Origin of the sequence: Bifidobacterium eulemuris (assembly GCF_014898155.1) — a bacterium.
Classification (GTDB): Bacteria; Actinomycetota; Actinomycetes; order Actinomycetales; family Bifidobacteriaceae; genus Bifidobacterium; species Bifidobacterium eulemuris.
Genome location: NZ_CP062938.1, coordinates 1,147,335 through 1,169,846, shown reverse-complemented (window position 1 = coordinate 1,169,846; position 22,512 = coordinate 1,147,335). Strand labels below are relative to the sequence as shown.

Genomic DNA, 22,512 nt, shown 5'->3' with positions numbered 1-22,512 from the left:
ATGAGCGTCACGATTTTCGGAAAAGGCAAGAAGGTTGCGCGTCTGCGCCGCCACGCCCGCATCAGGAAGCACATCACCGGCACCCCGGAACGTCCGCGCCTGGTGGTCACCCGCTCCAACCGTCATATGGTCGCCCAGGTCGTCGACGACACCAAGGGCATCACTCTGGTGAGCGCCTCCACTCTGACCGCCGACTTCCAGGGCTTCGAAGGCACCAAGGTCGAGGCCGCCAAGAAGGTCGGCGAGCTCATCGCTGACAAGGCCAAGGCCGCCGGCATCACCGAGGTCGTCTTCGATCGCGGTGGCAACAAGTACACCGGTCGCGTCGCAGCTGTCGCTGAAGGCGCCCGCGAGGGAGGTCTGGCACTGTGAGCGACATCGAAACCCAGAAGGAAACCCAAGTGGCTGAAGAAACTCAGAACACTGCGGCTCCCGAGGCCAACAACGCGGACCGCAAGTCCCGTCGCGGCCAGCGTGGCGAGGGCCGTCGCGGCGAGCGTCGCAACCGTCGCGAGGAGAACCGCGGCGACGAGCTGCTCGATCGCGTGGTGACCATCAACCGTGTGGCCAAGACCCACAAGGGTGGCCGTACCTTCAGCTTCGCCGCCCTCGTGGTGGTGGGCGACGGCAACGGCACCGTGGGCGTCGGCTACGGCAAGTCCCGCGAGGTCCCCGCGGCCATCGCCAAGGGCCAGCTGGACGCCAAGAAGCACATGTTCACCGTCCCGCGCATCCGCGGCACCGTCACCCACCCGGTGATCGGTCACGACGCCGCCGGCACCGTCCTGCTGCGTCCGGCTGCCCCCGGTACCGGCGTTATCGCCGGTGGCCCGGTGCGCGCCGTCATGGAGTGCGCCGGCATCACCGACGTGCTGACCAAGTCGATGGGTTCGCCCACCGCCGTGAACATGGTCCGCGCGACCGTCGCCGCCCTCAAGCAGCTCGAAGAGCCCGAGGAGATCGCCGCCCGTCGTGGCCTCTCCCTCGAGGAGGTCGCTCCCGACGCCCTGCTGCGCGCCCGCGCCACCGGCATCGCCGAGGCCCGCAAGGCTCGCGAAGAGGCTCAGGCCAAGGCCGCCCAGGCTGAAAAGGATGGTGAGTGAGCATGGCTAACCTGAAGATTACGCTGCATCACGGTCTCGTGAACCGCACGCCCAAGCAGCGCGCCACTGCGCACACGCTGGGCCTGCGCAAGATCGGCCAGACCGTGGTCCGCCCGGACACCCCGGCCAACCGTGGCCTGGTGAACGTGGTTCGCCACCTGGTTACCGTCGAGGAGGTTGACTGATTATGGCAGATAACGAAATCCTGCAGATGCACGACCTCAAGCCCGCCCCGGGCGCCAAGAAGGCTCGCACCCGCGTGGGTCGAGGCGAAGGCTCCAAGGGTAAGACCTCCGGTCGTGGCTTCAAGGGCCAGACGAAGCGCACCCATGTGCGTCCCGGCTTCGAAGGCGGACAGCTGCCGCTGTACATGCGCCTGCCGAAGCTGCGCGGCTTCAAGAGCCCGTTCAAGACCGAGTACCAGGTCGTCAACATCTCCAAGCTTGCCGAGCTGTACCCGGCCGGCGGCGAGGTGACCGCCGAGGATCTGGTCGCCAAGGGCGCCGTGCGCGGCGGCTATCCGGTCAAGGTCCTGGGCGACGGCGAGACCACCGTGGCATTCACCCTTAAGGGGGTTAAGGCCTCGGCTTCCGCCAAGTCCAAGATCGAAGCCGCCGGCGGCTCCATCTCCGAGAAGTAATCCTCGAAGAACCGCCAAAAACGGCTGTATCGTATGAGATGACCCTCTCCGCCAAAGCCGCGGCGAGGGTCATTTCGTATAGGGGGTAGACCTGCCCAGCAGGCGCACAGGTAGATGCTCTAGGTTACACTCGTGCGTTAGAGTTTGTTTTTTATGCATGCCCACATGGCATGCGTTAGGGAGGAATCCAGGTGAGGACGCTAATCCAGGCCCTGAAGACCAAGGAGTTGAGGAAGAAGATCCTCTTCGTCCTGTTCATCATCATCATCTACCGCATCGGCTCCTTCATCCCGACGCCGGGTGTGGATTACGGTGTGGTGCAGGAATGCGTGGGGGATATGAGCACAACCTCCGAGAACTTCATCGGACTGGTGAATCTGTTCTCCGGCGGCGCCATGCTTCAGCTGTCCATCTTCGCGTTGGGCGTGATGCCGTACATCACCGCCTCCATCGTGGTGCAGCTGCTGCGCGTGGTCATCCCGCGCTTCGAAGCGCTGCATAAGGAAGGCCAGTCGGGCGAGGCCAAGCTCACCCAGTACACCCGATACCTCACCATCGGCCTGGCCGTGCTGCAGTCCACCACCATTCTGGTGACCGCCCGCTCCGGCGCGCTGTTCAACTACCAGTGCTCGCAGGTCATCCCCGACGGCTCCGTGTGGAACCTCGTCGTGATGGTGCTCATCATGACCGGCGGCACCGGCCTGATCATGTGGATGGCCGAGCTCGTCACCGAAAAGGGCATCGGACAGGGCATGTCCGTGCTTATCTTCATGTCCATCTGCTCCGGCTTCCTGCCGCAGCTGTGGGAGATCGGCTGGGGCACCGACGGCACCGACGGCGATTGGACCAAGTTCGCCATCGTCGTGGCCGTGCTGCTCGTCATCCTCATCTTCGTCGACTACGTGGAGCTGTGCCAGCGCCGCATCCCGGTGCAGTACACCCGTCGTATGATCGGCCGCAAGATGTACGGCGGCTCCTCCACCTACCTGCCTCTGAAGGTGAATATGTCCGGCGTCATCCCGCCGATCTTCGCCTCCTCCATTCTTGCGATCCCGACCCTGATCGCGCAGTTCGACTCCGACGCCGACTGGGCCGAGTGGATCAACAACAACCTCGCCGACACCACCTCCGTGTGGTACATCGCGCTGTACGCGGTGATGATCGTGTTCTTCTGCTTCTTCTACACCTCGATCACGTTCAACCCGGACGAGACCGCGGACAACATGAAGCAGTACGGCGGCTTCATCCCCGGCATCCGCGCCGGCAACGCCACCAGCCGCTACCTGAGCTATGTGATGAACCGACTCAACACCGTCGGCGCCATCTACCTGCTCTTCGTGGCGCTGATTCCGACCGTGCTCATCATGGCGCTGGGACTCAACACCCAGCTGCCCTTCGGCGGCACCACCATCCTGATCATCGCGGGCGTCGGCCTCGACACCCTGCGCCAGGCCAAGGCACAGACCGAACAGTACCAGTACACCGGCTTCCTGTTCGAGAACACCGACAAAGTAGAGGGCAAGTAGCCTTTCATAGCGGTGCCGCTTTCTTCACCGAGAAAGCGGCACCGTCGTTCATCCACAACACACTTCACAATCAAAGGAACCAACATGCGTCTGCTGATCATGGGCCCGCAGGGTGTGGGCAAAGGCACCCAGGCCGCGAAGCTCGCCGAGCATTACGGCATCCCCGCCATCTCCACCGGCGACATCTTCCGCTACAACATCAAGAACAAGACCGAGCTGGGTCTTGAGGCCATGAGCTACACCGACAAGGGCGAGCTGGTGCCGGACGAGCTGACCAACAAGATCGTCAAGGACCGTCTGGCCATGGACGACACCAAGAACGGCTGGATCCTCGACGGCTATCCGCGCAACGCCTCCCAGGTCGAGGCGCTGGACGCCATGCTGGCCGATCTCGGCACGCCGCTCGACGCCGTGGTGGCGCTCGACGCCGACAGGGACGTGCTGATGGAGCGTATGGCCAAGCGCGCCGCCGAGCAGGGCCGCACCGACGACACCCCCGAGGTGATCGCCAAGCGTCTTGAGACCTACGCACAGGAGACCGCCCCGCTGCTGGACACCTACGGTGAGCGCGGCCTGCTGGTCGCCATCGACGGCGTGGGTGAGATCGACGCCATCCAGGCCGATATCGTGGCCGCGTTGGACGCCAAGGTCGCCTGATTCTTACCATCCTCACCCCAAAAGGCTAGGAAACGACACGCTACGGCGTGTCGTTTTTCTATTTCGGCTAATCTTGCAATTTGGTGTGTCTTCGGATGCGCCGTAGTAATCATCCAAAGGACAGGAACTGCAGACACATGGCAAAAGACGGTGTGATTGAAGTCGAAGGACAGGTGGTGGAAGCGCTGCCGAACGCGATGTTCCGCGTCGAACTCGAGAACAAGCACATCGTGCTCGCCACGATCTCCGGCAAAATGCGCAAGAACTATATCCGCATCCTGCCGCAGGATCGTGTCGTGCTTGAGATGAGCCCGTACGACCTGAACCGCGGACGTATTACGTACCGCTACAAGTAAAGGTACAAGTAAAGGAAAACCATGAAGGTCAGCCCTAGTGTGAAGAGGATCTGCGAGAACTGCCGCGTGATCCGTCGTCACGGCCGCGTCATGGTGATCTGCATCAACCCGCGCCACAAGCAGCGTCAGGGCTGAGAGCAGATTCCAGCGGCATAAGAGAATAAGGCACTGAATCACAGTCCTTCGGGACTGAACCCCGGGTACGCAGGCCCGGGCCGGGAATCCGGGCGATTTGGTGCAAGACCTGCGGAGCACAGAAGGAATCGCAATGGCACGTCTTGCCGGAGTCGACATCCCCAATGAGAAGCGCATCGAGATCGCCCTCACCTACATTTTCGGTGTGGGCCGCACTCGTGCCAAGGAAACGCTTGCCGCGACCGGTATCAATCCGGATATCCGCGTCAAGGATCTTACCGATGAGCAGCTGATCACGCTGCGTGACTACCTCGAGGCCAACTACAAGATCGAGGGCGATCTGCGTCGTGAAATCGACGCGGACATCCGTCGTAAGATTCAGATCAACTGCTACCAAGGCCAGCGTCACCGTAAGGGACTTCCCGTGCGCGGTCAGCGCACCAAGACCAACGCCCGCACCCGCAAGGGCCCGAAGCGCACGGTCGCCGGAAAGAAGAAGGCCACCAAGTAGTCGGTGGCACGCTCCAGGCCACGGGATGAACCCATCCCATCGCCTGGACATCATCAAATAAGTTCGTTACTAGGAAACGAGGGTCAATGGCAGCTCCCAAGCAGGCCGCGCGCAAGCCTCGTCGTCGGGACCGCAAGTCGGTGCCGGTCGGGCAGGCGCATATCAAGTCCACTTTCAACAACACGATCATTTCGATCACCGATCCGTCCGGCGCTGTGGTGTCCTGGGCGTCCGGTGGCGATGTCGGATTCAAGGGCTCCCGTAAGTCCACGCCGTTCGCCGCTGGTCTGGCCGCCGAGTCCGCCGCCCGCAAGGCGATGGAGCACGGCGTCAAGAAGGTCGACGTGTTCGTCAAGGGCCCGGGTTCCGGTCGTGAAACCGCCATCCGCTCCCTGCAGTCCGCGGGTCTCGAGGTCGGTTCCATCACCGACGTGACCCCGCAAGCACACAACGGCGTTCGTCCTCCGAAGCGCCGCCGCGTCTGAGCACTCAGAATATCAATCCATCCAACCCGCTTTGACCGGTGAGTGCACCGCCGACCAAAAGCTGAAAGGATACCATAGTGCTTATTGCACAGCGTCCGACACTGACCGAGGAGTCCCTGAACCCGCAGCGTTCGCGTTTCATCATCGAGCCGCTCGAGCCTGGCTTCGGCTACACGCTCGGCAACTCGCTTCGTCGTACGCTCCTGAGCTCCATTCCGGGTGCCGCGGTGACCTCTGTGCGCGTTTCCGGCGCACTGCACGAGTTCACCACGCTGCCTGGCGTGCAGGAGGATGTGACCGAGATTCTGCTCAACATCAAGGGCATCGTGCTCACCAGCGAATACGATGAGCCGGTGGTCATGTATCTGCGCAAGAGCGGCAAGGGCGAGGCCACCGCGGGGGACATCACCCCTCCGGCCGGCGTGACCATCGCCAACCCCGATCTGCACATCGCCACCCTCGCCGAGGACGGCGAACTCGAGATCGAGTTCACCGTCGAGCGCGGCCGCGGCTATGTGCCGGCTCAGATGAACAAGCAGGACAGCGATGAGATCGGCCGCATCCCGGTCGACTCCATCTACTCCCCGGTGCTCAAGGTGAGCTACAAGGTCGAGGCCACCCGTGTGGAACAGCGCACGGACTTCGACAAGCTCATTCTGGACGTGGAGACCAAGCCCGCCATCTCCCCGCGTGACGCGGTGGCTTCCGCCGGTTCGACCCTGGTGGAGCTCTTCGGCCTGTGCCGCGAGCTCAACATCCAGGCCGAGGGCGTCGAGGTCGGTCCGGCTCCCGTGGCCGAAGAGACCAACCCCGAGATGGCCGTGCCGATCGAGGATCTCAACCTCACCCAGCGCAGCTACAACTGCCTCAAGCGTGAGGGCATCCACACCATCGGCGAGCTCGTCTCCCACACCGAGCAGGACCTGCTCGACATCCGCAATTTCGGTATGAAGTCCATCGATGAGGTCAAGGACAAGCTGCAGACCCTGGGTCTGGCGCTGAAGACCTCGCCGATTGCCTTCGACACCACCAACCTCGAAGGCGGCACCTTCTTCTCCCCGGAAGACGAGTGAGAACAGCCGCTTTTGCATAACCGTTCGGAAAACGGGTCGCGGACGCTCGGGCATATGCCCACCTGCGACCCGGCCGGACAATAAGGAGAAAACCCATGCCTACACCGAAGAAGGGCCCGCGCCTGGCGTCCAGCCCCGCGCATGAGCGCCTCATGCTGGCGAACATGGCCACCAGCCTGTTCCAGAACGGCCGCATCGTCACCACGCTGCCGAAGGCCAAGCGCCTTCGTCCGCTGGCCGAGCGCCTGATCACCTTCGCCAAGCGCGGTGATCTGCACTCCCGCCGTCGCGTGATGCGCGTCATCCGCAACAAGTCCGTGGTGCACATCCTGTTCACCCAGATCGCCGAGCAGATGGAGCAGCGCGAAGGCGGCTACACCCGCATCGTGAAGATCGCCCCGCGCGTCGGCGACAACGCCCCCGCCGCGATCATCGAGCTCGTCACCGAGCCGGTGAGCCCGAAGCAGGCCGTGGTCAAGGAAGCCGAAGCCGCCGTCAAGGTCGCCGAGGAAGCCCCGGTCGAGGTCGAGGAGACCAAGATCGAAGCCGAGGCCGTCGAGGCTGAGGCCGCTGAGGTGGAGAACACCGAGGCCGCCGCTGAGGCCGAGGCCGAGAAGGCCGAGTGAGCTAGCTTCACAACGCATTGACAAGGGTCGGAAATCCGCAAAGGGTTTCCGACCCTTTGTCGTTTTACAGCGTCATACGGGCGCGTCGGCGGCGTGGCCGTAGTATGGAAGCCATGACACGACTTCGCATTGATTTGGCGTACGACGGCGGCGGATTCTACGGTTGGGCGACACAGCCGACGCTGCGCACCGTGCAGGGCACCATCGAATCCGCGCTGCATACCGTGCTGCGCGTCCCGCAGGACGATCCCGACCAGCGGTTGCGTCTGACCGTGGCGGGCCGCACCGACACCGGCGTGCACGCCAGCCATCAGGTGTGCCATATCGACTTGGACGAGGCGCTGCTGGAGCGCGCGGTCGGCCATATGAACGTCTCCGGCATCGAAGCGTTGCGGCGCCGTCTCTCCCGCATGCTGCCCGACGACATCACCCTCCACCGCGTCAGCCGCGCCCCCAGCGGCTTCGACGCGCGCTTCTCCGCGCTGGAACGCACCTACGTCTACCGCATCGCCGACCGGGGGAGCGAGGCGGACCCCCGGATGCGCGGCTTTGTGCTGCGGATCGACGACCGGCTCGATCTGGATGCCATGAACGAGGCCGCGGCGACGACCATCGGTCTGCATGATTTCGGATCCTTCGCCACACCGAATCCGGGCGGCACCACCATCCGCGAGGTGAAATACGCGCGGTGGGAGCGCGTGCCCGTCCGTCCCCTGATCGACGCGACCGGTCTGGCCTACGAAACCCCCGCTGTGGAGTCCGGCCTGGTGTGCTTCACCATCGTGGCCGACGCCTTCGCGCGCAATATGGTGCGCTCCCTGGTCAACGGCTGCGTGCAGGTGGGTCTCGGCAAACGCGACCTCGACTGGTTCGCCGGCAAAATGGCCGTGCCTCTGCGCGAGGGATCCACCGGCCCCATCGCCCCCCAAGGGCTCACGCTGGAACATATCGCCTATCCGGCCGACGACCAGCTCGCCGCCCGCGCCGAAGCCATCCGCGCCGTGCGCACGCTGTAACAGGCTGTGGACTCCCGCCCGCCCAAGCTATTTTCGCGCCCGTAACACAAACGCACGCTGTCGGAAACCGCACCGTCCTAGTCTGGCGGCATCGGAACCGCGCGCCGCACGGCACGCGTGAACGCGATGAACCAATCCACAGGTACCCTAAGGGAGCGGAGACGATGATCGAACGGGCGGCGCGCACACTCGCGAACGAGCTGATCAACCGACGCGAGGACATCAACCGGGAACTCAGCCGCAACGGCGTGCGTTTCGGCGTCTACAGCGACGGCGAATACCACGACCGGCTGTTCCCCTACGATCCGATTCCGCGCATCATCGAATCCGACGAATACGACCGGCTGGAGGCGGGCCTGAAGCAGCGCGTCAACGCGTTGAACGCCTACCTCGCCGACATCTACTCCGACAAGCGCATCATCCATGACGGCGTGATCCCCGAGGAATTCGTCTACACCTCCGCAGGCTATTTTCCGCAGGTCAACGGCGTGACGCCGCCGGGAGGCGTGTTCGCGCATATCGCGGGCGAGGATCTGGTGCAGGGCGAGGACGGCCGCTGGTGGGTGCTGGAGGACAATCTGCGCATCCCCTCCGGTGCCAGCTACCCGCTGTTCGCGCGCGATATCGAACGGCGCATCAACCCCAAACTGTTCCGCGAGGTACGCGTGCGCGACAACCGCGATTATCCGCGGCTGCTGCGCAAAGCCATGGATTTCGTCTCCACCGAGGGCATCGCCGTGGTGCTCACGCCCGGCCGCTACAACTCGGCGTTCTTCGAACACGCCTATCTGGCGGAGAAAACCGGCGCGACGCTCGCCTTCCCCGAAGACCTCGAGGTGATGAACAACCAACTGTTCTTCCTTGACTACGCGGGCAACCGGCATCGCGTGGGCGTGGTCTACCGCAGGCTTTCCGACGAATACCTCGACCCCTTCGCCTTCAACCCCGATTCGGTGATCGGCGTGCCGGGGCTGCTCTCCGCCTACCGCGCCGGCAATGTGGCGATCGTCAACGCGCCGGGCAACGGTGCCGCCGACGACAAGGCGATCTACTATTTCGTGCCGCAGATGGTCCGGTACTACCTCGGCGAGGAGCCGCTGCTCAACAACGCCCCCACCTATATGCCGATGTTCGAGGCCGACCGCGCCGTCGTGCTCGACAGGCTCGGCGAGCTCGTGATCAAGGACGTGGCCGAGGCGGGCGGCTACGGCGTGGTGTTCGGCCGCGACCTCGACCGCGCGGCCCGCGCCGAGCTGGCCGAGCGCATCGCCGCCGAGCCGCGCCGCTTCATCGCCCAAGAGGTGATCCAGTTCAAAGACCTCGACGTGGTCGATCCTCTCACCGGCGCGGAAACCCCGCGTAAAGCCGACCTGCGCGCGTTCGTCGTCACCGGGCAGAACACGCACGTGTGGTATTCGGGACTCACCCGCTACTCGTCGGTGCCGGGGCAGATGATCGTCAACTCGTCGCAGGGCGGCGGATTCAAAGACACGTGGGTGCTCGCGCCCGACGACCCCAACCACAAACCCATCCGCCGCGACGAGCATATCGAATCGGTGAGTCTTATGCCGCATTCGCGCTCGCATGCGCTGGCTCTGGTCACCGCTTCGAAGGCCGACAACCTGTTCTGGCTGGGCCGGTACACCGAACGCGCGTTCACCACGTTGGTCCAGTTCCTGCCCTTCTACGACCGTGTGATGGACACGGATGTGGACGCGTTCCGCCCCTTCGCCCGGGCGCTCGACCTGCCGCAGGATTTCGAGGATTTCGACGCGTTCATCCGCAGCTTCCTGTACGACGGCGATCAGCCCGATTCGGTGCGCAGCGCCATCGTCGCCGCGTTCAACAACGCGGTGATCCTGCGGCCGGAGCTCAGCTCGCGTCTGCTGCAATACATCGAACTGGCGGTGACGAACATCACCGACGCGGCCAGCCGCTTCGCCAACGCGGACGACATCTACAAGCAGCGCGACATCGCCGACAACATACTCGCCTTCTGGGGAGGCGTCGAGAACTCGACGGTCGATCCCAGCCTCAAGGCCTTCATCTTCATCGGCAAATACGTCGAACGCATCGACCTGTACACGCGGCTGAATCTGCCGGCCGGCGAGATGGCGGCGCCGATGAGCAAACTCGAAACCTACTCGCGCACGTTGGACGGCATGCCGCTGCCGCAATGCTTCGCGGACGGCGTGCGCTGGCTGCTCGCCCAGCTTCCCGAACGCGGATACCCCGAACTGGTGGAGCGGTTGCGGACGTTCCTCGACGACTTCGGCGGGCGGTCCATCGCGCCCGAAGCCAAGGACATGGGGCAGCTCAACGCGATGAACATGGATGCGGAGCGTCCCTGAGGTGAGCGGAGCTGGTAAGGTGGACGGGACGTTTCGCGCATCCTTTGAGGAGTTCGATACCCATGAAGAAACTGGTGTTTGACTATGAGATGAGGCTCAGCTTCAGCTCGCCGGTCACCGACCACCGTTTCCAGCTGCGTTGTGTTCCCGCGACGGGCCCGCGACAGCAGATCGTGGACGTGCAGATCACGATGGAACCCGATGTGGAGTTGGAGACCACCGTCGATTCGTTCGGTTCGGTGGTCAACACGGGGTATATTCCGCAGGAGCACACGGTGTTCAACTACCGGGTGACGGGCATCGCCTTCGTGGACAACGCCCATATCAAGCCGGAGATCGACAAGCCGCTGTACCGTTTCGATTCCGCGCTGACCATCCCCGGCCCCGCCGTCACGGCGCTGATCGAGGTATGCCGCGCGCGCGTGGAGGCGCTGCCGCCCGACGCGACGCCGATCGACCGGGCCCGCGAGGTGATGGACGAGGTGTACCGCGCCTTCGTCTACACGCCCGGCGCCACCACCATCCGCACCACGGCCGAGGAGGCGTTTACGCAGCGCAAAGGCGTCTGCCAGGACTACGCCCACGTCATGCTCGCCGTCTGCCGGCATCTGGGATTGGGCGCGAGGTATATCGCCGGACTGCTCGGCGGCGAGGGCGCCACCCACGCATGGGTCGAGATCTACCACGACCGGCGTTGGATCGGGCTCGACCCCACGCACAACCGTATGGTCGACGACAACTACATCACCATCGCCCACGGACGCGACTACCGCGATTGCATGCTCGACATCGGCATCTTCTCCGGCGACGACGTGCGCCAGACCCAGTGGGTGAACGCCTCCGTGCACGAACAGGAGTTGTGATCGCGCGGGCGGCCCGGCGCGGCACGCCGGTTGCACGGGCGAAAAAATGTGGCATAATGGACAAGTTGCTTTTCGAAGCAGCATGGATGAGTGTCCGAGCGGTCTAAGGAGCACGCCTCGAAAGCGTGTGAGGGCGAACCCCTCCGCGAGTTCGAATCTCGCCTCATCCGCCATCAAGGGTTTTGGGATTCTCCCAAAACCCTTTTTTCATGCCAAAATTCCGGTGCTTTGGCCTAACCTATGGCCCCTGAAAAGCAAAAGGCCCAGCACTACCAATACCAGGCCTTCTGTGTGGTTGTCGGCTTACGCCCCCAATCACTAAGGTTACGAGATGAATCGTATCACGATGTACAGAAGCCTGAGCGTGAACGGGCGCAACGTGATCGTCCATGTGGGCGGCGGCGGGGCGCTCGCCACGGTTGACGGGACGCGCTCTGTGATGTGGTCTCCGTTTAGGATGATGCGAGTTGTGTTCTGAGGTATTCGCGCAGGTATGGGATGGCGAAGTCCACTTTGCCTCGTTCCGGCGCGTTGATGATTTTTTTCTCGATGAGTTTGGCTCGGTATTGGTTGGCGTAGTCCATGGTTTCGTTCATACGTTCGGCGACCTGCGCGGTGGATGAGGGGTCGTCGTCCTCGGCCATGGCCTTGAGATAATCGACGGCCCGTTCGGGAAGATTATCGATTACTGGCGCGCATACCCCCTCCCCGAGGCGGGCCCTGGCTTGGATGATGCCTTCCCGCACGTCGCGCATAGTGATTTCGTCGGCGGTGTTCGACTGGCGGCGTCGGGACGCCCTCCACATGTGGTAGCCGACGAGTTGGATCATGTACGGATATCCTTCCGTGGCCTGAGTGGCCTCGTCCAACGCGGCGTCATCGATGGCGACGTTCCTGCCGCGTATGGTGCTGGCGAACGATTCGCGTACGTCGTCCAGAGGTACGTCCCCGAGCTTTTTCAGGGACGCTCGGCGCAGGAACGTGACCACATTGGCGTTGAGCAGGTCGGAGATGACCTGGGGCAGCCCAGCGAATACGAATGCGACGTTCGCATTCTCCCGGAACATGTGCTGCGCGGCTGTCGCGATGGCTGTGATATCAGAGGGGTCGGCGTCTTGGATCTCGTCAATGGTGACCAGTAGCCCCTTGTTCTTTCCCAGTGTTTTTAGCCTGGCGTTCATGGCATCTCGCAGTGTGGAGGGGCGCAATGCTGGTGCTGTTGACACTTCGCCAAGACTCGCACCCATGAGGGAGGGCTTGATTGTGGCTCCGGCGAAGATGCCGGGGTCCGGGGCGATTTGCGTGATCAGCCGGTCGCATAGGCCTTCGCTGGCCGTTTCGTCAACGACATGCCAGTGCCTTTGCTCAGCAATTGTGCGCAGCTCGATCAGCATCACCGTTTTGCCGCTGCCGCGGGGTCCTGAAATCAGCATCAGCCGGTCGGGCGCTCCGGGGCCGTCGTCCAATCCCTCGGAGAAATCCTCGCATATCATGTCGCGGCCGATGAGCACAGGCGGCATGACTCCTGCCGTGGGTTTGAAAGGATTAGCGGGGAATGTCATACGAGATCCTTTCACGGCGCTGATTCGCATCATTATAGAATAAATAGAATGAAATAGAAAATCTTTAGAAGATTTTCAGTAGATGCGTATGAGTGCTACAAATGGCGGTTTTGCAATGCTTTTAGGGTATCAGTCAGCGATTTATAGAATAAATAGAGTAAATAGAAAAACTGGAATCGTGATTTCTTTGACTATCCATGTTCCGCCCATGCCGTTCAGGATGTAGACGGTGAGTTTCGTTCCGCCTTGGTTGCTTCTGGCAGGCGCAGCTCGCTCGTTTCCAGACATGCGTTCTGGCTGCCAGCCACCGACTCGTGATTGCGAAGAGCCCTTCTTTTCTCGTCATCCTGAGCGGAGGGCGGGGCCCGTAGGGCGCAAGGATCCCGCCCCGCCTGTGACCAAAGCTCCCGCAAAGCCAAAGCCGCCAGTCCTCACGCCCCGGTCCATTGGGTCCGTTATGAAGGGGGTGTCTGCTGGTGGGGTGACGGCCCTTGATTCCTGCCCATTTTTCCTTTCGGCGCGCCGGTGAACCCTGTTCTGGGGGGGGGGGGGATTGTTACGTTGGAAGTTGGATTGTGCCGCATGACGCCGTGCGTGCCGGAGAGAACAGGGGTTTGATGATGGTGGAAGCATTGCGTAGGTCCGCTCCGAAGGCCGTGTTGTTCACGTTGTTGATGATGTTCGCCACCCTCGCCGTGGCGTTCGTTTTGGGTATGTTCCCGGCCCAGGCCCAAGCGGCGGAGCAGCTCGTGGTCAAGGGCGCGTTCACGCTGTCCACCACCGACGAAAGCGGTTTGATCGAGGACGCCGATTACCGGTACGAGGGCACCACGCTGACCATCACCACCGAGAAGCCCGTGACGGTGGGCATGTCCGATGCGGCGAAGGACGAGTTCACCTACACGGATGCCGATGGCAAGGAACATACGGTTACCGGCACCAAGACGAGCAATATCATCGTGGCCGCGGACGGAACGGCGCATGTCATTTTCGATGGAGTGAAAATCTCTCGGAGCGGCGATGGCAGTCCGGCCGCCGTGCGGGTGAGCTCGGGTTCACTAGAGCTTACGCTTAAGGGGATCAGCGTTCTCCAGAGTCCTAATGCCGGCGCTGGTTTGGAAAATGGTTCACACCCACTCGTGATATCCGGTGATGGCACACTCAACGCGTTTGGCGGATTCCATGGTGCCGGTATCGGCGGTGGATATAACAGTTCTGGGCGGTATATTAAAATTGTTAGTGGCACCATCTATGCAAGAAGTGGCGGTGCCGCTGCCGGTATTGGCGGTGGATTTTATGGTGGTGCCAATGTGGAGATTCAAGGCGGTACTGTTACTGCGGTAACTCCGCATGGTAGCAACGCTATTGGTGGCAATGGATATTCCGGCATGAATATCAGAATTTCAGGTGGTCGTATTACAGCAAGTGCTGGAGACAGACCAGCAATTGGTGGCGGTAAGATTACTGGTGGCGTGTTCGCTGATACGTCAGCTGACGCTGTACTCAAGAACCAGGTGTACGGTTTGACTCCTGACGAGGGATATGGTGTCGTCGAGAATACGGATGAAACGACTAAGGACAAATATCCTCTCAAGGTGGTGAGCCGCGCTGGAGATTTCCATGTTGCTGGTGGCGCTTTTGGGAGTGATTACCTATACGAGAACAACGTGTTGACCATCAAATCGGCGAAGTCTATGACGGTGACCATGTCTGCTCAAGCGGATGATGTGGTCTTATATAAGGACACGAATGGCGAAGACCAGAAGACCGCAGGCACTGTCACGGATAGTATCGTCGTGGATGCGGGCAACGATACGGTTGCACATGTCACTCTTGACAATGTAGCTGTTGACCGGAGTGTTGACGGAGTTGCCTTGTGCGTGGAAAGTGGTTCGCTGGAACTTGCTCTTAAAGGGACGAGTATCCTCAAAAGCGGAGAAGGCTCAGCGGGGCTGCAGAGTGGCGCGTATCCGCTCACTATTAAATCCGGAGATGGAACGATTGTCGCGGTGGGTGGAGCTCAGGCTGCTGGCATCGGAAGCGGAGAACAGCATGACTCTGGCGCAATCTCCATTGAAAGTGGCAACATCATGGCGATTGGCGGTGAACATGGCGCAGGAATTGGCGGAGGAGCTGGGGGCACAGCTTCGAGCGTCACGATTACTGGTGGTGTGGTCAACGCGGAGGGTGGTAGCGAAGCTGCTGGCGTCGGAGGTGGGGCTGAGGGGACAGCTTCGAGCGTCACGATTACTGGTGGTGTGGTCAACGCAGAGGGTGGTTCCGATGGAGCTGGTATTGGTGGTGGGCGCCTTGGTGCTGCTGCGAAGATTACGATTAATGGGGGTACCGTCATTGCGGTGGGGCGTGGTGGTGCTGCTGGTATTGGTGGTGGTGCTAGTGGGTTGGCCTCTGACATCGCGATTATAGATGGTCGGATCAGGGTTGAGGGAGGTGCTGGTTCGGAAATCATAGGCAATGGTGCTCACTCATCCGGCTCGTCCTCTGTTTCCATCGTTGGTGGCGTTTTCGCGGATGGCAGCGTTGTGGATAATCGGGTGTATGGTGTGGCTCCTGCCGATGGGTGTTATGTTGCTCGCAATGGTGATTCGGCGACATCTGGCGAGTATCCTTTCGAGGTACTGCATGTCACCGGTGATTTCGTGGTTTCCGGTGGCGCGTTGGGTAAGGATTACACGTTCGTCGATCATGTGTTGACCATTGTGTCCGACGAGCCGTTGTCGGTGTCCATGTTCGTCACCGCGGATGACGGGTTCGAGTATCGGGACGCTGATGGCAAGGCGCGGAGCGTGGTTGGCACGCAGCTCGATCGCGTCGTCGTGGACTCGGGGGATCGGATCGCGCGCGTGACGTTCGATGGCGTGGCGATTGACCGAAGCGGCGACCAAAGCCAGAGCGACAGTGCTGCCGCCGTGTTGGTGCGTTCGGGTTCGTTGGATCTCACGCTTAAGAACGTGAGCGTGCTCAAGAGCGGTAATCGTTGTGCCGGTCTGCAGAATGGCGGTCGTGCGTTGTCCGTTTCCGGTGGTGGGTCTTTGAACGCCACTGGCGGCCAATATGGTGCTGGTATCGGTGGTGGATACGGTGAGTCGGGTTCGGATATCGCGATTTCGGGCGGCACGATCACAGCGACGGGCGGCGATATGGCTGCTGGTATCGGCGGCGGAATGGAGGGTTCAGGTTCTTATATCTCTGTTTCGGGCGGCACGATCACAGCGACGGGCGGTGATATGGCTGCTGGTATCGGCGGCGGGTTCCGTGGTTCCGGCTCTCGCATCAGTATTTCCAATGGTACGGTCACTGCGACGGGCAACCGTTTCGGCGGTGCTGGTATCGGTGGTGGAGGAATGGAGGGTTCTGGCTCGAACATCTCTATTTCAGGTGGCACGGTTACTGCGACAGGAGGCTCCTACGCCGCAGGAATTGGCGGCGGAGATGGGGGAACTGGTTCGGATATCAGTATTTCGAGTGGGTATCTCACGATTCAAGGAGGATATGAAGCCGATGCCATAGGTGATGGTGCCTTCGGTTCTGGTTCCGCTACCGTTTCGATCACGGGTGGTTTCTTCGCGGATACGTCGGGTGATCCCGCGTCGAAGACCGAGGTGTATGGTGTGGCTCCGGCTGACGGGTATGTGGTCAAGGCGAATGATGACGCGGCGACTGTGGGTGCCTATCCGGTCAGGGTGGTGAGCCGGACGGGTGATTTCCATGTGTCGGGCGGCGAGTATGACACGGATTACACGTATGACGGCACCGGTCATGTGTTGACCATCCAGACGGATAAGGCGTTGACGGTGAGCATGTCGTCCCAAGCGAAGGCAACGATTGGCTACACGGATGACAAGGGCGTCTCCAAGTCGGTCCCCAACGGCACCACGACGGACAGAATCGTTGTGAACCCGGGCGATGACAAGACCGCGAACGTGACTTTCGATGGCGTGGCGATCGACCGAAGTAACAACACCAGGGTAGCCGCCGTGTTGGTGCAGTCGGGTTCGTTGAACCTCACGCTCAAGGGCGATAGCGTGCTCAAGAGTGGGCACAATTGTGCCGGTTTGCAGACTGAAGGGCAGTCGTTGTCCATTGCCGGTGATGGTTTCCTCAGTGCGACGGGCGGCGACTGGGCTGCCGGTGTTGGCGGCGGCGATACTGCTTCTACTCCGGTCAATATTGTGATTTCGGGTGGTACGGTCGTCGCGACGGGTGGTGAGGCTGCTGCCGGTGTTGGCGGCGGAGCCGGTGCTCGCGTTCCGGTCAGTGTTGTGATTTCAGGTGGTACGGTCGTCGCGGCCGGTGGTAACATCCAGAGTTCATACGGTGCTGGTGCTGGTGTTGGCGGCGGCGCTGAAACTTCCGGTTCGGTCAGTGTTGTGATTTCAGGTGGTACGGTCGTCGCGGCCGGTGGCAATGGTAGGTATAATATAGGGGCTGCTGGTATCGGCGGCGGAAATTTTCCTTACGGTCCAGTCGATATCGAGGTGTCTGGTGGTGTGGTCACCGCGAAGGGCAGCCCGGGCGCTGCTGGTGTTGGCGGCGGAAACAGAGCCTGGGATTCGAGTTCGACGAGTGTCGTGGTGTCTGGTGGTGTGGTCGATGCAGTTGGCGGCGAGGGTGCTGCCGGTGTTGGCGGCGGAAAGCGGGCTTCCGGTTCGGTCGATGTCAAGATTTCGGGCGGCAGGATCACGGCTCAGGCTGGTTCCGGTGGCGATGCCGCTATAGGCGACGGTGCCGAGAGACAGGATGGTACTCCGACAGCTGTGGTTTGCATCACTGGTGGTGTGTTCGCGGATAAGACGACGGATGATCCTTCGTCGGCGACGGAGGTGTATCGACAGGCGCCCGCTGATGGTCATGTGGTGTATGCGAATGATGACGAGGAATCGAGTTCGGCGTATCCGTTGGCTGTCGGTCGTGATCCGTTGTCGGTCAAGAGCGATGTGTCGAAGGTGTATGACGGTTCGCCGCTGTCCGTTTCTGATGTGATCGATATGTCGGAGGGCGCCGAGGCTGATGGTGTCGAGGTGTCGCTCCGATATCGTCCCGCCGCTGTAGTCGAGGGCGATTGGGATGATGAGGCTCCGTCGGACGCGGGTTCGTATGTGGTCGAGGCGTCGGTCAAGAGCGCGGCGTATTCCGCCGGTCCGGATGGGGCGCGTTGGGCGGCCGTGACGAAGACGGGCATGTTCACCATCAAGCAGAAGGCGCTGACGGTGACGGCCAAGAGTTTCGATGTGGCGTATCGTGCTGATGCTCCCATATATTCGGCCGAGGCGTCCGGTTGGGTCGATGGCGAGGCGGATTCGTTGTCCGCCACGTTGTTCGAGGAGTTGGCCTATGACTGCGAATACGCGAAGGGTTCGCCCGTCAGGGACGGCGGTTACGAGGTCGCGCTGAAGTGGACGACGGACGCTCCCAAGGAGTTGGCGAACTATGCGGTGGAGCTCAAGTCGGGCAAGGTGACGGTGGTGAAGTCCGCCAGTACGGTGACGGCCGACTCGTATAAGGGCGATGACAAACAAGCCTCGTTCACGTATGGCGACACGATCACGGTGAGGGCGACGGTGACGGCGACGGGCAATGAGCCGGGTGCTGTGGTGTTCGCCGCTCCGCGTGGTCTGTCGGATGGTTCGGGGTTCGGCTTGTCCGGTTTGTCGGATGGTTCGGGCTCGTCCAGTTTGTCGGATGGTTCGGGTTCGTCCGCGCCGGGCACGGCGGCCCTGTATCTGGGAGATAAGGAGCTGCCCGGTGACATGACGGTCACGGACAACAAGGACGGCTCGTATTCGTTCGAGTTGGAGTATGACACGTCGAGGAAGGGCGTTCCCATCGAGGACGGCCAGTCGTTGACGGTGCGGTTCTCCGGCAACGCCAATGTCGCGGATTGCGAGAAGACCGTGACGGTCGATCTGACGGCGAGGACCGTGGGCGTGGACGTGTCGGGTAATGCGTCCAAAACGTATGACGGCTCGGCCACGGTGCCTGAGGGCCATTCGTTGAAGGTCGGCGTGGTGTCCGGTGTGCTCGACGCGGATGAGGCGAAGGTGTCGGCCACGGCGAAGTATGCGTTCGAGTCCGCCAACGCGGGCTCCAAGACGGTCACGGTGTCGGATGTCAGGTTGTCTGGTGATTCATCCGGCTGGTACGCGCTGCCGTCCAAGTTGCCGTCGTCGCATGAGGTGACCGGCATCACGCCCGCCAAGCTGGACGCTTCCATGCTGTCGTTGCCTTCCGAGTCTCTGACGTATGACGGCGAGGGACAGGAGCCCGTGGTGTCGGGTGAGGGCGTCGATAAGAAGGCGCTGGTCAAGGGCACGGATTTCACCGTCGAGTATGGGAACAACACGAACGCGGGCGAGAAGACCGCCGTCGCGAAGGTGACGGGCAAAGGCAACTACCAGGATGCGGTCGAATTGCAGTTCTCCATCGCCAAGCGTGTGCTGACGGCTTCCGTGACGGTGTCGGGGAAGACATATGACAGCACCGCTGACGCGCCGGTCGATGCGGTGTCGTTTAAGAATCTGGTTTCGGGCGAGAGTCTGAAGCGGGGTGAGGATTTCACGGTCTCGGCCGTGTTCGACAAGGCCGACGCGGGCGAGCGGACCGCCCATGCGACGGTCGTGCTGAAGGACACCGCCACGGCGTCGAACTACACGTTCGCCGACGGTTCCAAGGTCACGGTCGATGCGGGCAAGGCGACGGTCGCGCCCGCCAGGCTGGTTGTGACGGCCGAGGATATTGAGGTGGCGTACGGGTCGGTTGATCCCGTGTATTCGGCCACGGTGTCTGGTTGGGTCAATGGTGAGGGTTCCTCGTTGTCCGACGTGTTGTCGGCTGCGTTGGCCTACGCGAGCGAATACAAGAAGGGTTCGCCCGTCAGTGAGCGGGGCTATACGGTCACGCCGAAGTGGAAGACGGACGCTCCCAAGGAGTTGTCGAACTACGCGGTGGAGTTCGTGTCGGGCAAGGTGACGGTGGTCCGTTCCGCCGGTGTGGTGGAGGATGGCGATGTCGACGTCTATAACGGCGGCGAGCAGTCCTCGTCGTTCACGTATGGGGACACGATCACGGTGAGGGCCACGGTGACGGCGACGGGGGAGGAGCCCGCTTCGGGCGCGATGTCCCTGTTGTCGCGCTTGTCGGGTCTGGTGGGCCTGTCGGACGATCCGGCGTCGGGCACGGCGGCCCTGTACTACGGCGGGACGAGACTGACCGATGATGCGAAGGCGGAGGACAATGGCGACGGCACGTATTCGGTCGAGTTGCCGTACGACACGGCGCTCAGGCGCGTGCCCGCCGGCACCCGGGTGTTGACGGTGCGGTTCTCCCAGGACGGCAACCTGTCGGATGTGGAGGCTTCCGTGGAGGTCACGCTCGCGAAGCGCGTGTTGAAGGCGAGCGTTGAGGGTGACGCGTCCAAGACGTACGACGGGACGACCGCGGTGCCTGAGAAGCATTCGTTGGGGATTGGCCTGTCCGACGATGTGCTTACGGGCGATAAGGTGTCGGCGTCTGCGGCGGAGTATACGTTCGCGGAAGCGAGGGCGGACACCAAGGAGGTCAAGGCCTCCGGGGTTGCCTTGTCGGATGGTTGGTCCGATTGGTATGCGTTGGAGTCCACGGAGCTGACCGGCGCGGTCGCGTCCGGTATCGGCAAGGCCGGGTTGGATGCCCTTAACCTGTCCGTGTCCTCGGATGGTCTGGCCTATACCGGTGTCGGGTTGGAGCCTGCGGTGACGGGTGTGGGCGCGGACGGCAGGGCGCTGGTCAAGGACAAGGACTTCACCGTCGAGTATGAGAACAACACGAACGCGGGCGAGAAGACCGCGGTCGCGAGGGTGACGGGCATGGGCAACTACACGGGCGAGGTCGAACTGCAGTTCTCGATCGCCAAGGCCCAGGGCGTGTTGACCTTGACGCCAGACGCCGGCCAGTCCGCGGTCTATGGCGACGCGGGCTTCAAGCTGACGGCCGTGTCGAACAGCGGTGGCGCGGTGTCGTTCTCGTCGAGCGATACGGGCGTGGCGACGGTGGACGCGCAGGGCAAGGTGTCGATCGTGGGCGCGGGCGAGGCGACGATCACCGCCACGTTGGCCGGGACGGCGAACCATACGGGCGCGTCCGCGTCGGTGTCGCTTACCGTCTCCAAGAGCGGTGACGCGTTCCGGTTGGATACGGTGGCCATGGGCGCGGTCTATGGCGATTCGGACTTCGTGTTGGCGCCGTTCGCGTCCATCGGCGCGGGAACGATCAGCTACGCGTCCTCCGACGAGGCCGTGGCGACGGTCGACGCGGCGGGCCGCGTGAGCGTCGTGGGCGCGGGCAAGACGACCCTGACCGTGAGCTCTGCGGAGAGCGACGATTTCGAGGCGAAGAGCGTCGAGGTCGTGTTGGGCGTGCTTCCGCGTCCCGTGAGCGTCGTGTGGAACGCCGAAGCCACGTCCGCGACCGCGTCCGATGGCGTGTCCGCGGATTCGTCCGTGTTCGAGTACGCATACGACGGCGCGGCGCACGCGCCCACGGCGTCGGTGTCGAACCTGGTGGCCGGCGACGAGTGCGCGTTGACGGTCTCGGGCGCGCAGAGCGACGCGGGCTCGTATACCGCGACGGTGACGGGCGTGTCCAACACGAACTACACGGTGGAGGGCGGCTCGAACCTGAGCCGGGGCTTCTCGATCACGCCCGCCGCGTTCTCGTACACGGTCGCCGATCAGAGCGTGAAGGCGGGCTTGACCATCGCCGATCTGGGCGTGGCCGCTTCGGGTGTGGGCGTGACCTTGCCGGATGGCACGGTCGAGGCGGTGCCGGGCGTGCTCGCCTGGTACGCGGACGCCGAACATACGACGCCGTTGGACGCCACGCACGCGTTGCGGTCCGCTGATGGTTCGCCGGTGTCCCTGTGGTGGACGTTCGCTCCGAGCGCGGACGCCGCGAACTATACGGGCGTGGCGACCGGCGTGGCGACGGTCGCGGTCGAGTCCGTGTCGACGGACGCCGGTGTGGTCGTGAATCCGGACGGTTCGGCGAGTCTGCCCGATGATAAGGGCACGGTCGCGCCCGGCGGCGATAAGCCCGTCGTGGTGAACCCCGACGGTTCGGTCACCCTGCCTGAGGGCGGAACGTTCACCCCGAATCCCGATATCGCCGGCGGGGAGAGCGGTGTGGAGGTCGTGGTGCCCGCGGGCGGCATCATCCGTCCGGACGGGACCGTGGTCGACAAGGACGGCGGTACCGTGTGGACTCCCGTCATCGAGGAACCGGAGAACCCCGAGAACCCGGACAATCCGGGCGATAATCCGGACAACCCGGGCGAGAATCCGGGTGATTCGGGCGAAAAGCCGGACGGCGAACCCGGCAACCCGGAGAACCCCGGCGGCGATAACGCCGGTTCGGACGGCAATCAGAACGGCGGCTCGGACGACAAGAAGTCAGAGGAACTGTCCGAGAGCGGCATCGACGTGGCCGCGCCCCTTATGGCCGTGGGCGTTCTGATGGTTCTCGGTCTGGCTGGAGCCGTTCTGCGGCGCAAGGCCTGACGGGCATACGCGAACCGGGAGGTCGTCACGTGGAATGAGACCATGTGATGCCCC

At 62.5% G+C, this 22,512-nt stretch carries 17 protein-coding genes, 1 tRNA gene and 1 pseudogene; 18 read left to right on the top strand and 1 reads right to left on the bottom strand.

Annotated features, from left to right (window positions below; translation table 11 throughout):
- The 16 genes from rplR (at position 1) to BE0216_RS05165 (ending at position 11,515) form a co-directional block, all read left to right on the top strand.
- Positions 1-372: a 50S ribosomal protein L18 gene (rplR, locus tag BE0216_RS05240; protein WP_072724871.1), complete on the top strand. Its 372-nt coding sequence runs from the start codon at positions 1-3 to the stop codon at positions 370-372.
- On the top strand, positions 369-1,103 hold the full coding sequence (gene rpsE / locus BE0216_RS05235) for a 30S ribosomal protein S5 (RefSeq protein ID WP_094637306.1): 735 nt from the start codon (positions 369-371) through the stop codon (positions 1,101-1,103). Before rplR ends, rpsE begins: the two co-directional genes overlap by 4 nt.
- Before the next feature lie 2 nt (positions 1,104-1,105).
- Positions 1,106-1,288: a 50S ribosomal protein L30 gene (gene rpmD, locus BE0216_RS05230; protein ID WP_072724875.1), complete on the top strand. Its 183-nt coding sequence runs from the start codon at positions 1,106-1,108 to the stop codon at positions 1,286-1,288.
- 2 nt (positions 1,289-1,290) lie between these two features.
- Positions 1,291-1,743 (top strand): 50S ribosomal protein L15, encoded by a 453-nt coding sequence (rplO, locus tag BE0216_RS05225; RefSeq protein WP_094637305.1) that lies wholly within the window; start codon positions 1,291-1,293, stop codon positions 1,741-1,743.
- Positions 1,744-1,934: 191 nt separating this feature from the next.
- Positions 1,935-3,269, top strand: a complete 1,335-nt coding sequence (gene secY / locus BE0216_RS05220) for a preprotein translocase subunit SecY (protein WP_094637304.1) — start codon at positions 1,935-1,937, stop codon at positions 3,267-3,269.
- Positions 3,270-3,353: 84 nt separating this feature from the next.
- Entirely contained in the window at positions 3,354-3,926 is a 573-nt protein-coding gene (locus BE0216_RS05215) for an adenylate kinase (RefSeq protein ID WP_094637303.1), read from the top strand.
- A gap of 137 nt (positions 3,927-4,063) precedes the next feature.
- Positions 4,064-4,282: a translation initiation factor IF-1 gene (infA, locus tag BE0216_RS05210; RefSeq protein ID WP_003808114.1), complete on the top strand. Its 219-nt coding sequence runs from the start codon at positions 4,064-4,066 to the stop codon at positions 4,280-4,282.
- A gap of 21 nt (positions 4,283-4,303) precedes the next feature.
- Positions 4,304-4,417 (top strand): 50S ribosomal protein L36, encoded by a 114-nt coding sequence (rpmJ, locus tag BE0216_RS05205; protein WP_003842636.1) that lies wholly within the window; start codon positions 4,304-4,306, stop codon positions 4,415-4,417.
- 133 nt (positions 4,418-4,550) lie between these two features.
- A complete protein-coding gene (gene rpsM / locus BE0216_RS05200; RefSeq protein ID WP_014484255.1) occupies positions 4,551-4,928 on the top strand; it encodes a 30S ribosomal protein S13 in 378 nt (125 codons plus the stop codon).
- An 86-nt stretch (positions 4,929-5,014) separates the two neighbouring features.
- Positions 5,015-5,413, top strand: coding sequence for a 30S ribosomal protein S11 (rpsK, locus tag BE0216_RS05195; protein ID WP_072724886.1), 399 nt, complete (start codon positions 5,015-5,017; stop codon positions 5,411-5,413).
- 77 nt (positions 5,414-5,490) lie between these two features.
- The gene (locus BE0216_RS05190; protein WP_072724889.1) at positions 5,491-6,486 is read left to right on the top strand and encodes a DNA-directed RNA polymerase subunit alpha; all 996 of its coding nucleotides are present in this window, start codon (positions 5,491-5,493) and stop codon (positions 6,484-6,486) included.
- A gap of 95 nt (positions 6,487-6,581) precedes the next feature.
- Entirely contained in the window at positions 6,582-7,112 is a 531-nt protein-coding gene (rplQ, locus tag BE0216_RS05185; protein WP_094637302.1) for a 50S ribosomal protein L17, read from the top strand.
- A 104-nt stretch (positions 7,113-7,216) separates the two neighbouring features.
- Positions 7,217-8,128: a tRNA pseudouridine synthase A gene (locus BE0216_RS05180; protein ID WP_094637301.1), complete on the top strand. Its 912-nt coding sequence runs from the start codon at positions 7,217-7,219 to the stop codon at positions 8,126-8,128.
- A gap of 164 nt (positions 8,129-8,292) precedes the next feature.
- A complete protein-coding gene (locus BE0216_RS05175; RefSeq protein ID WP_094637300.1) occupies positions 8,293-10,479 on the top strand; it encodes a circularly permuted type 2 ATP-grasp protein in 2,187 nt (728 codons plus the stop codon).
- Positions 10,480-10,541: 62 nt separating this feature from the next.
- Positions 10,542-11,342: a transglutaminase family protein gene (locus BE0216_RS05170; protein ID WP_094637299.1), complete on the top strand. Its 801-nt coding sequence runs from the start codon at positions 10,542-10,544 to the stop codon at positions 11,340-11,342.
- A gap of 84 nt (positions 11,343-11,426) precedes the next feature.
- Positions 11,427-11,515, top strand: a tRNA-Ser gene (locus BE0216_RS05165).
- A gap of 279 nt (positions 11,516-11,794) precedes the next feature.
- Here the strand turns inward: BE0216_RS05165 and BE0216_RS05160 are convergent.
- Positions 11,795-12,904 (bottom strand): ATP-binding protein, encoded by a 1,110-nt coding sequence (locus BE0216_RS05160; protein WP_094637298.1) that lies wholly within the window; start codon positions 12,902-12,904, stop codon positions 11,795-11,797.
- Between the two features lie 617 nt (positions 12,905-13,521).
- Between BE0216_RS05160 and BE0216_RS12190 the strand changes: the two are divergent.
- Together BE0216_RS12190 and BE0216_RS05150 are read left to right on the top strand one after the other, a co-directional pair.
- Positions 13,522-15,273: pseudogene (locus BE0216_RS12190) on the top strand (hypothetical protein); the annotation flags it as partial.
- A 174-nt stretch (positions 15,274-15,447) separates the two neighbouring features.
- On the top strand, positions 15,448-22,458 hold the full coding sequence (locus tag BE0216_RS05150) for a YDG domain-containing protein (RefSeq protein ID WP_193042835.1): 7,011 nt from the start codon (positions 15,448-15,450) through the stop codon (positions 22,456-22,458).
- The last annotated feature ends 54 nt before the right edge of the window (positions 22,459-22,512 follow it).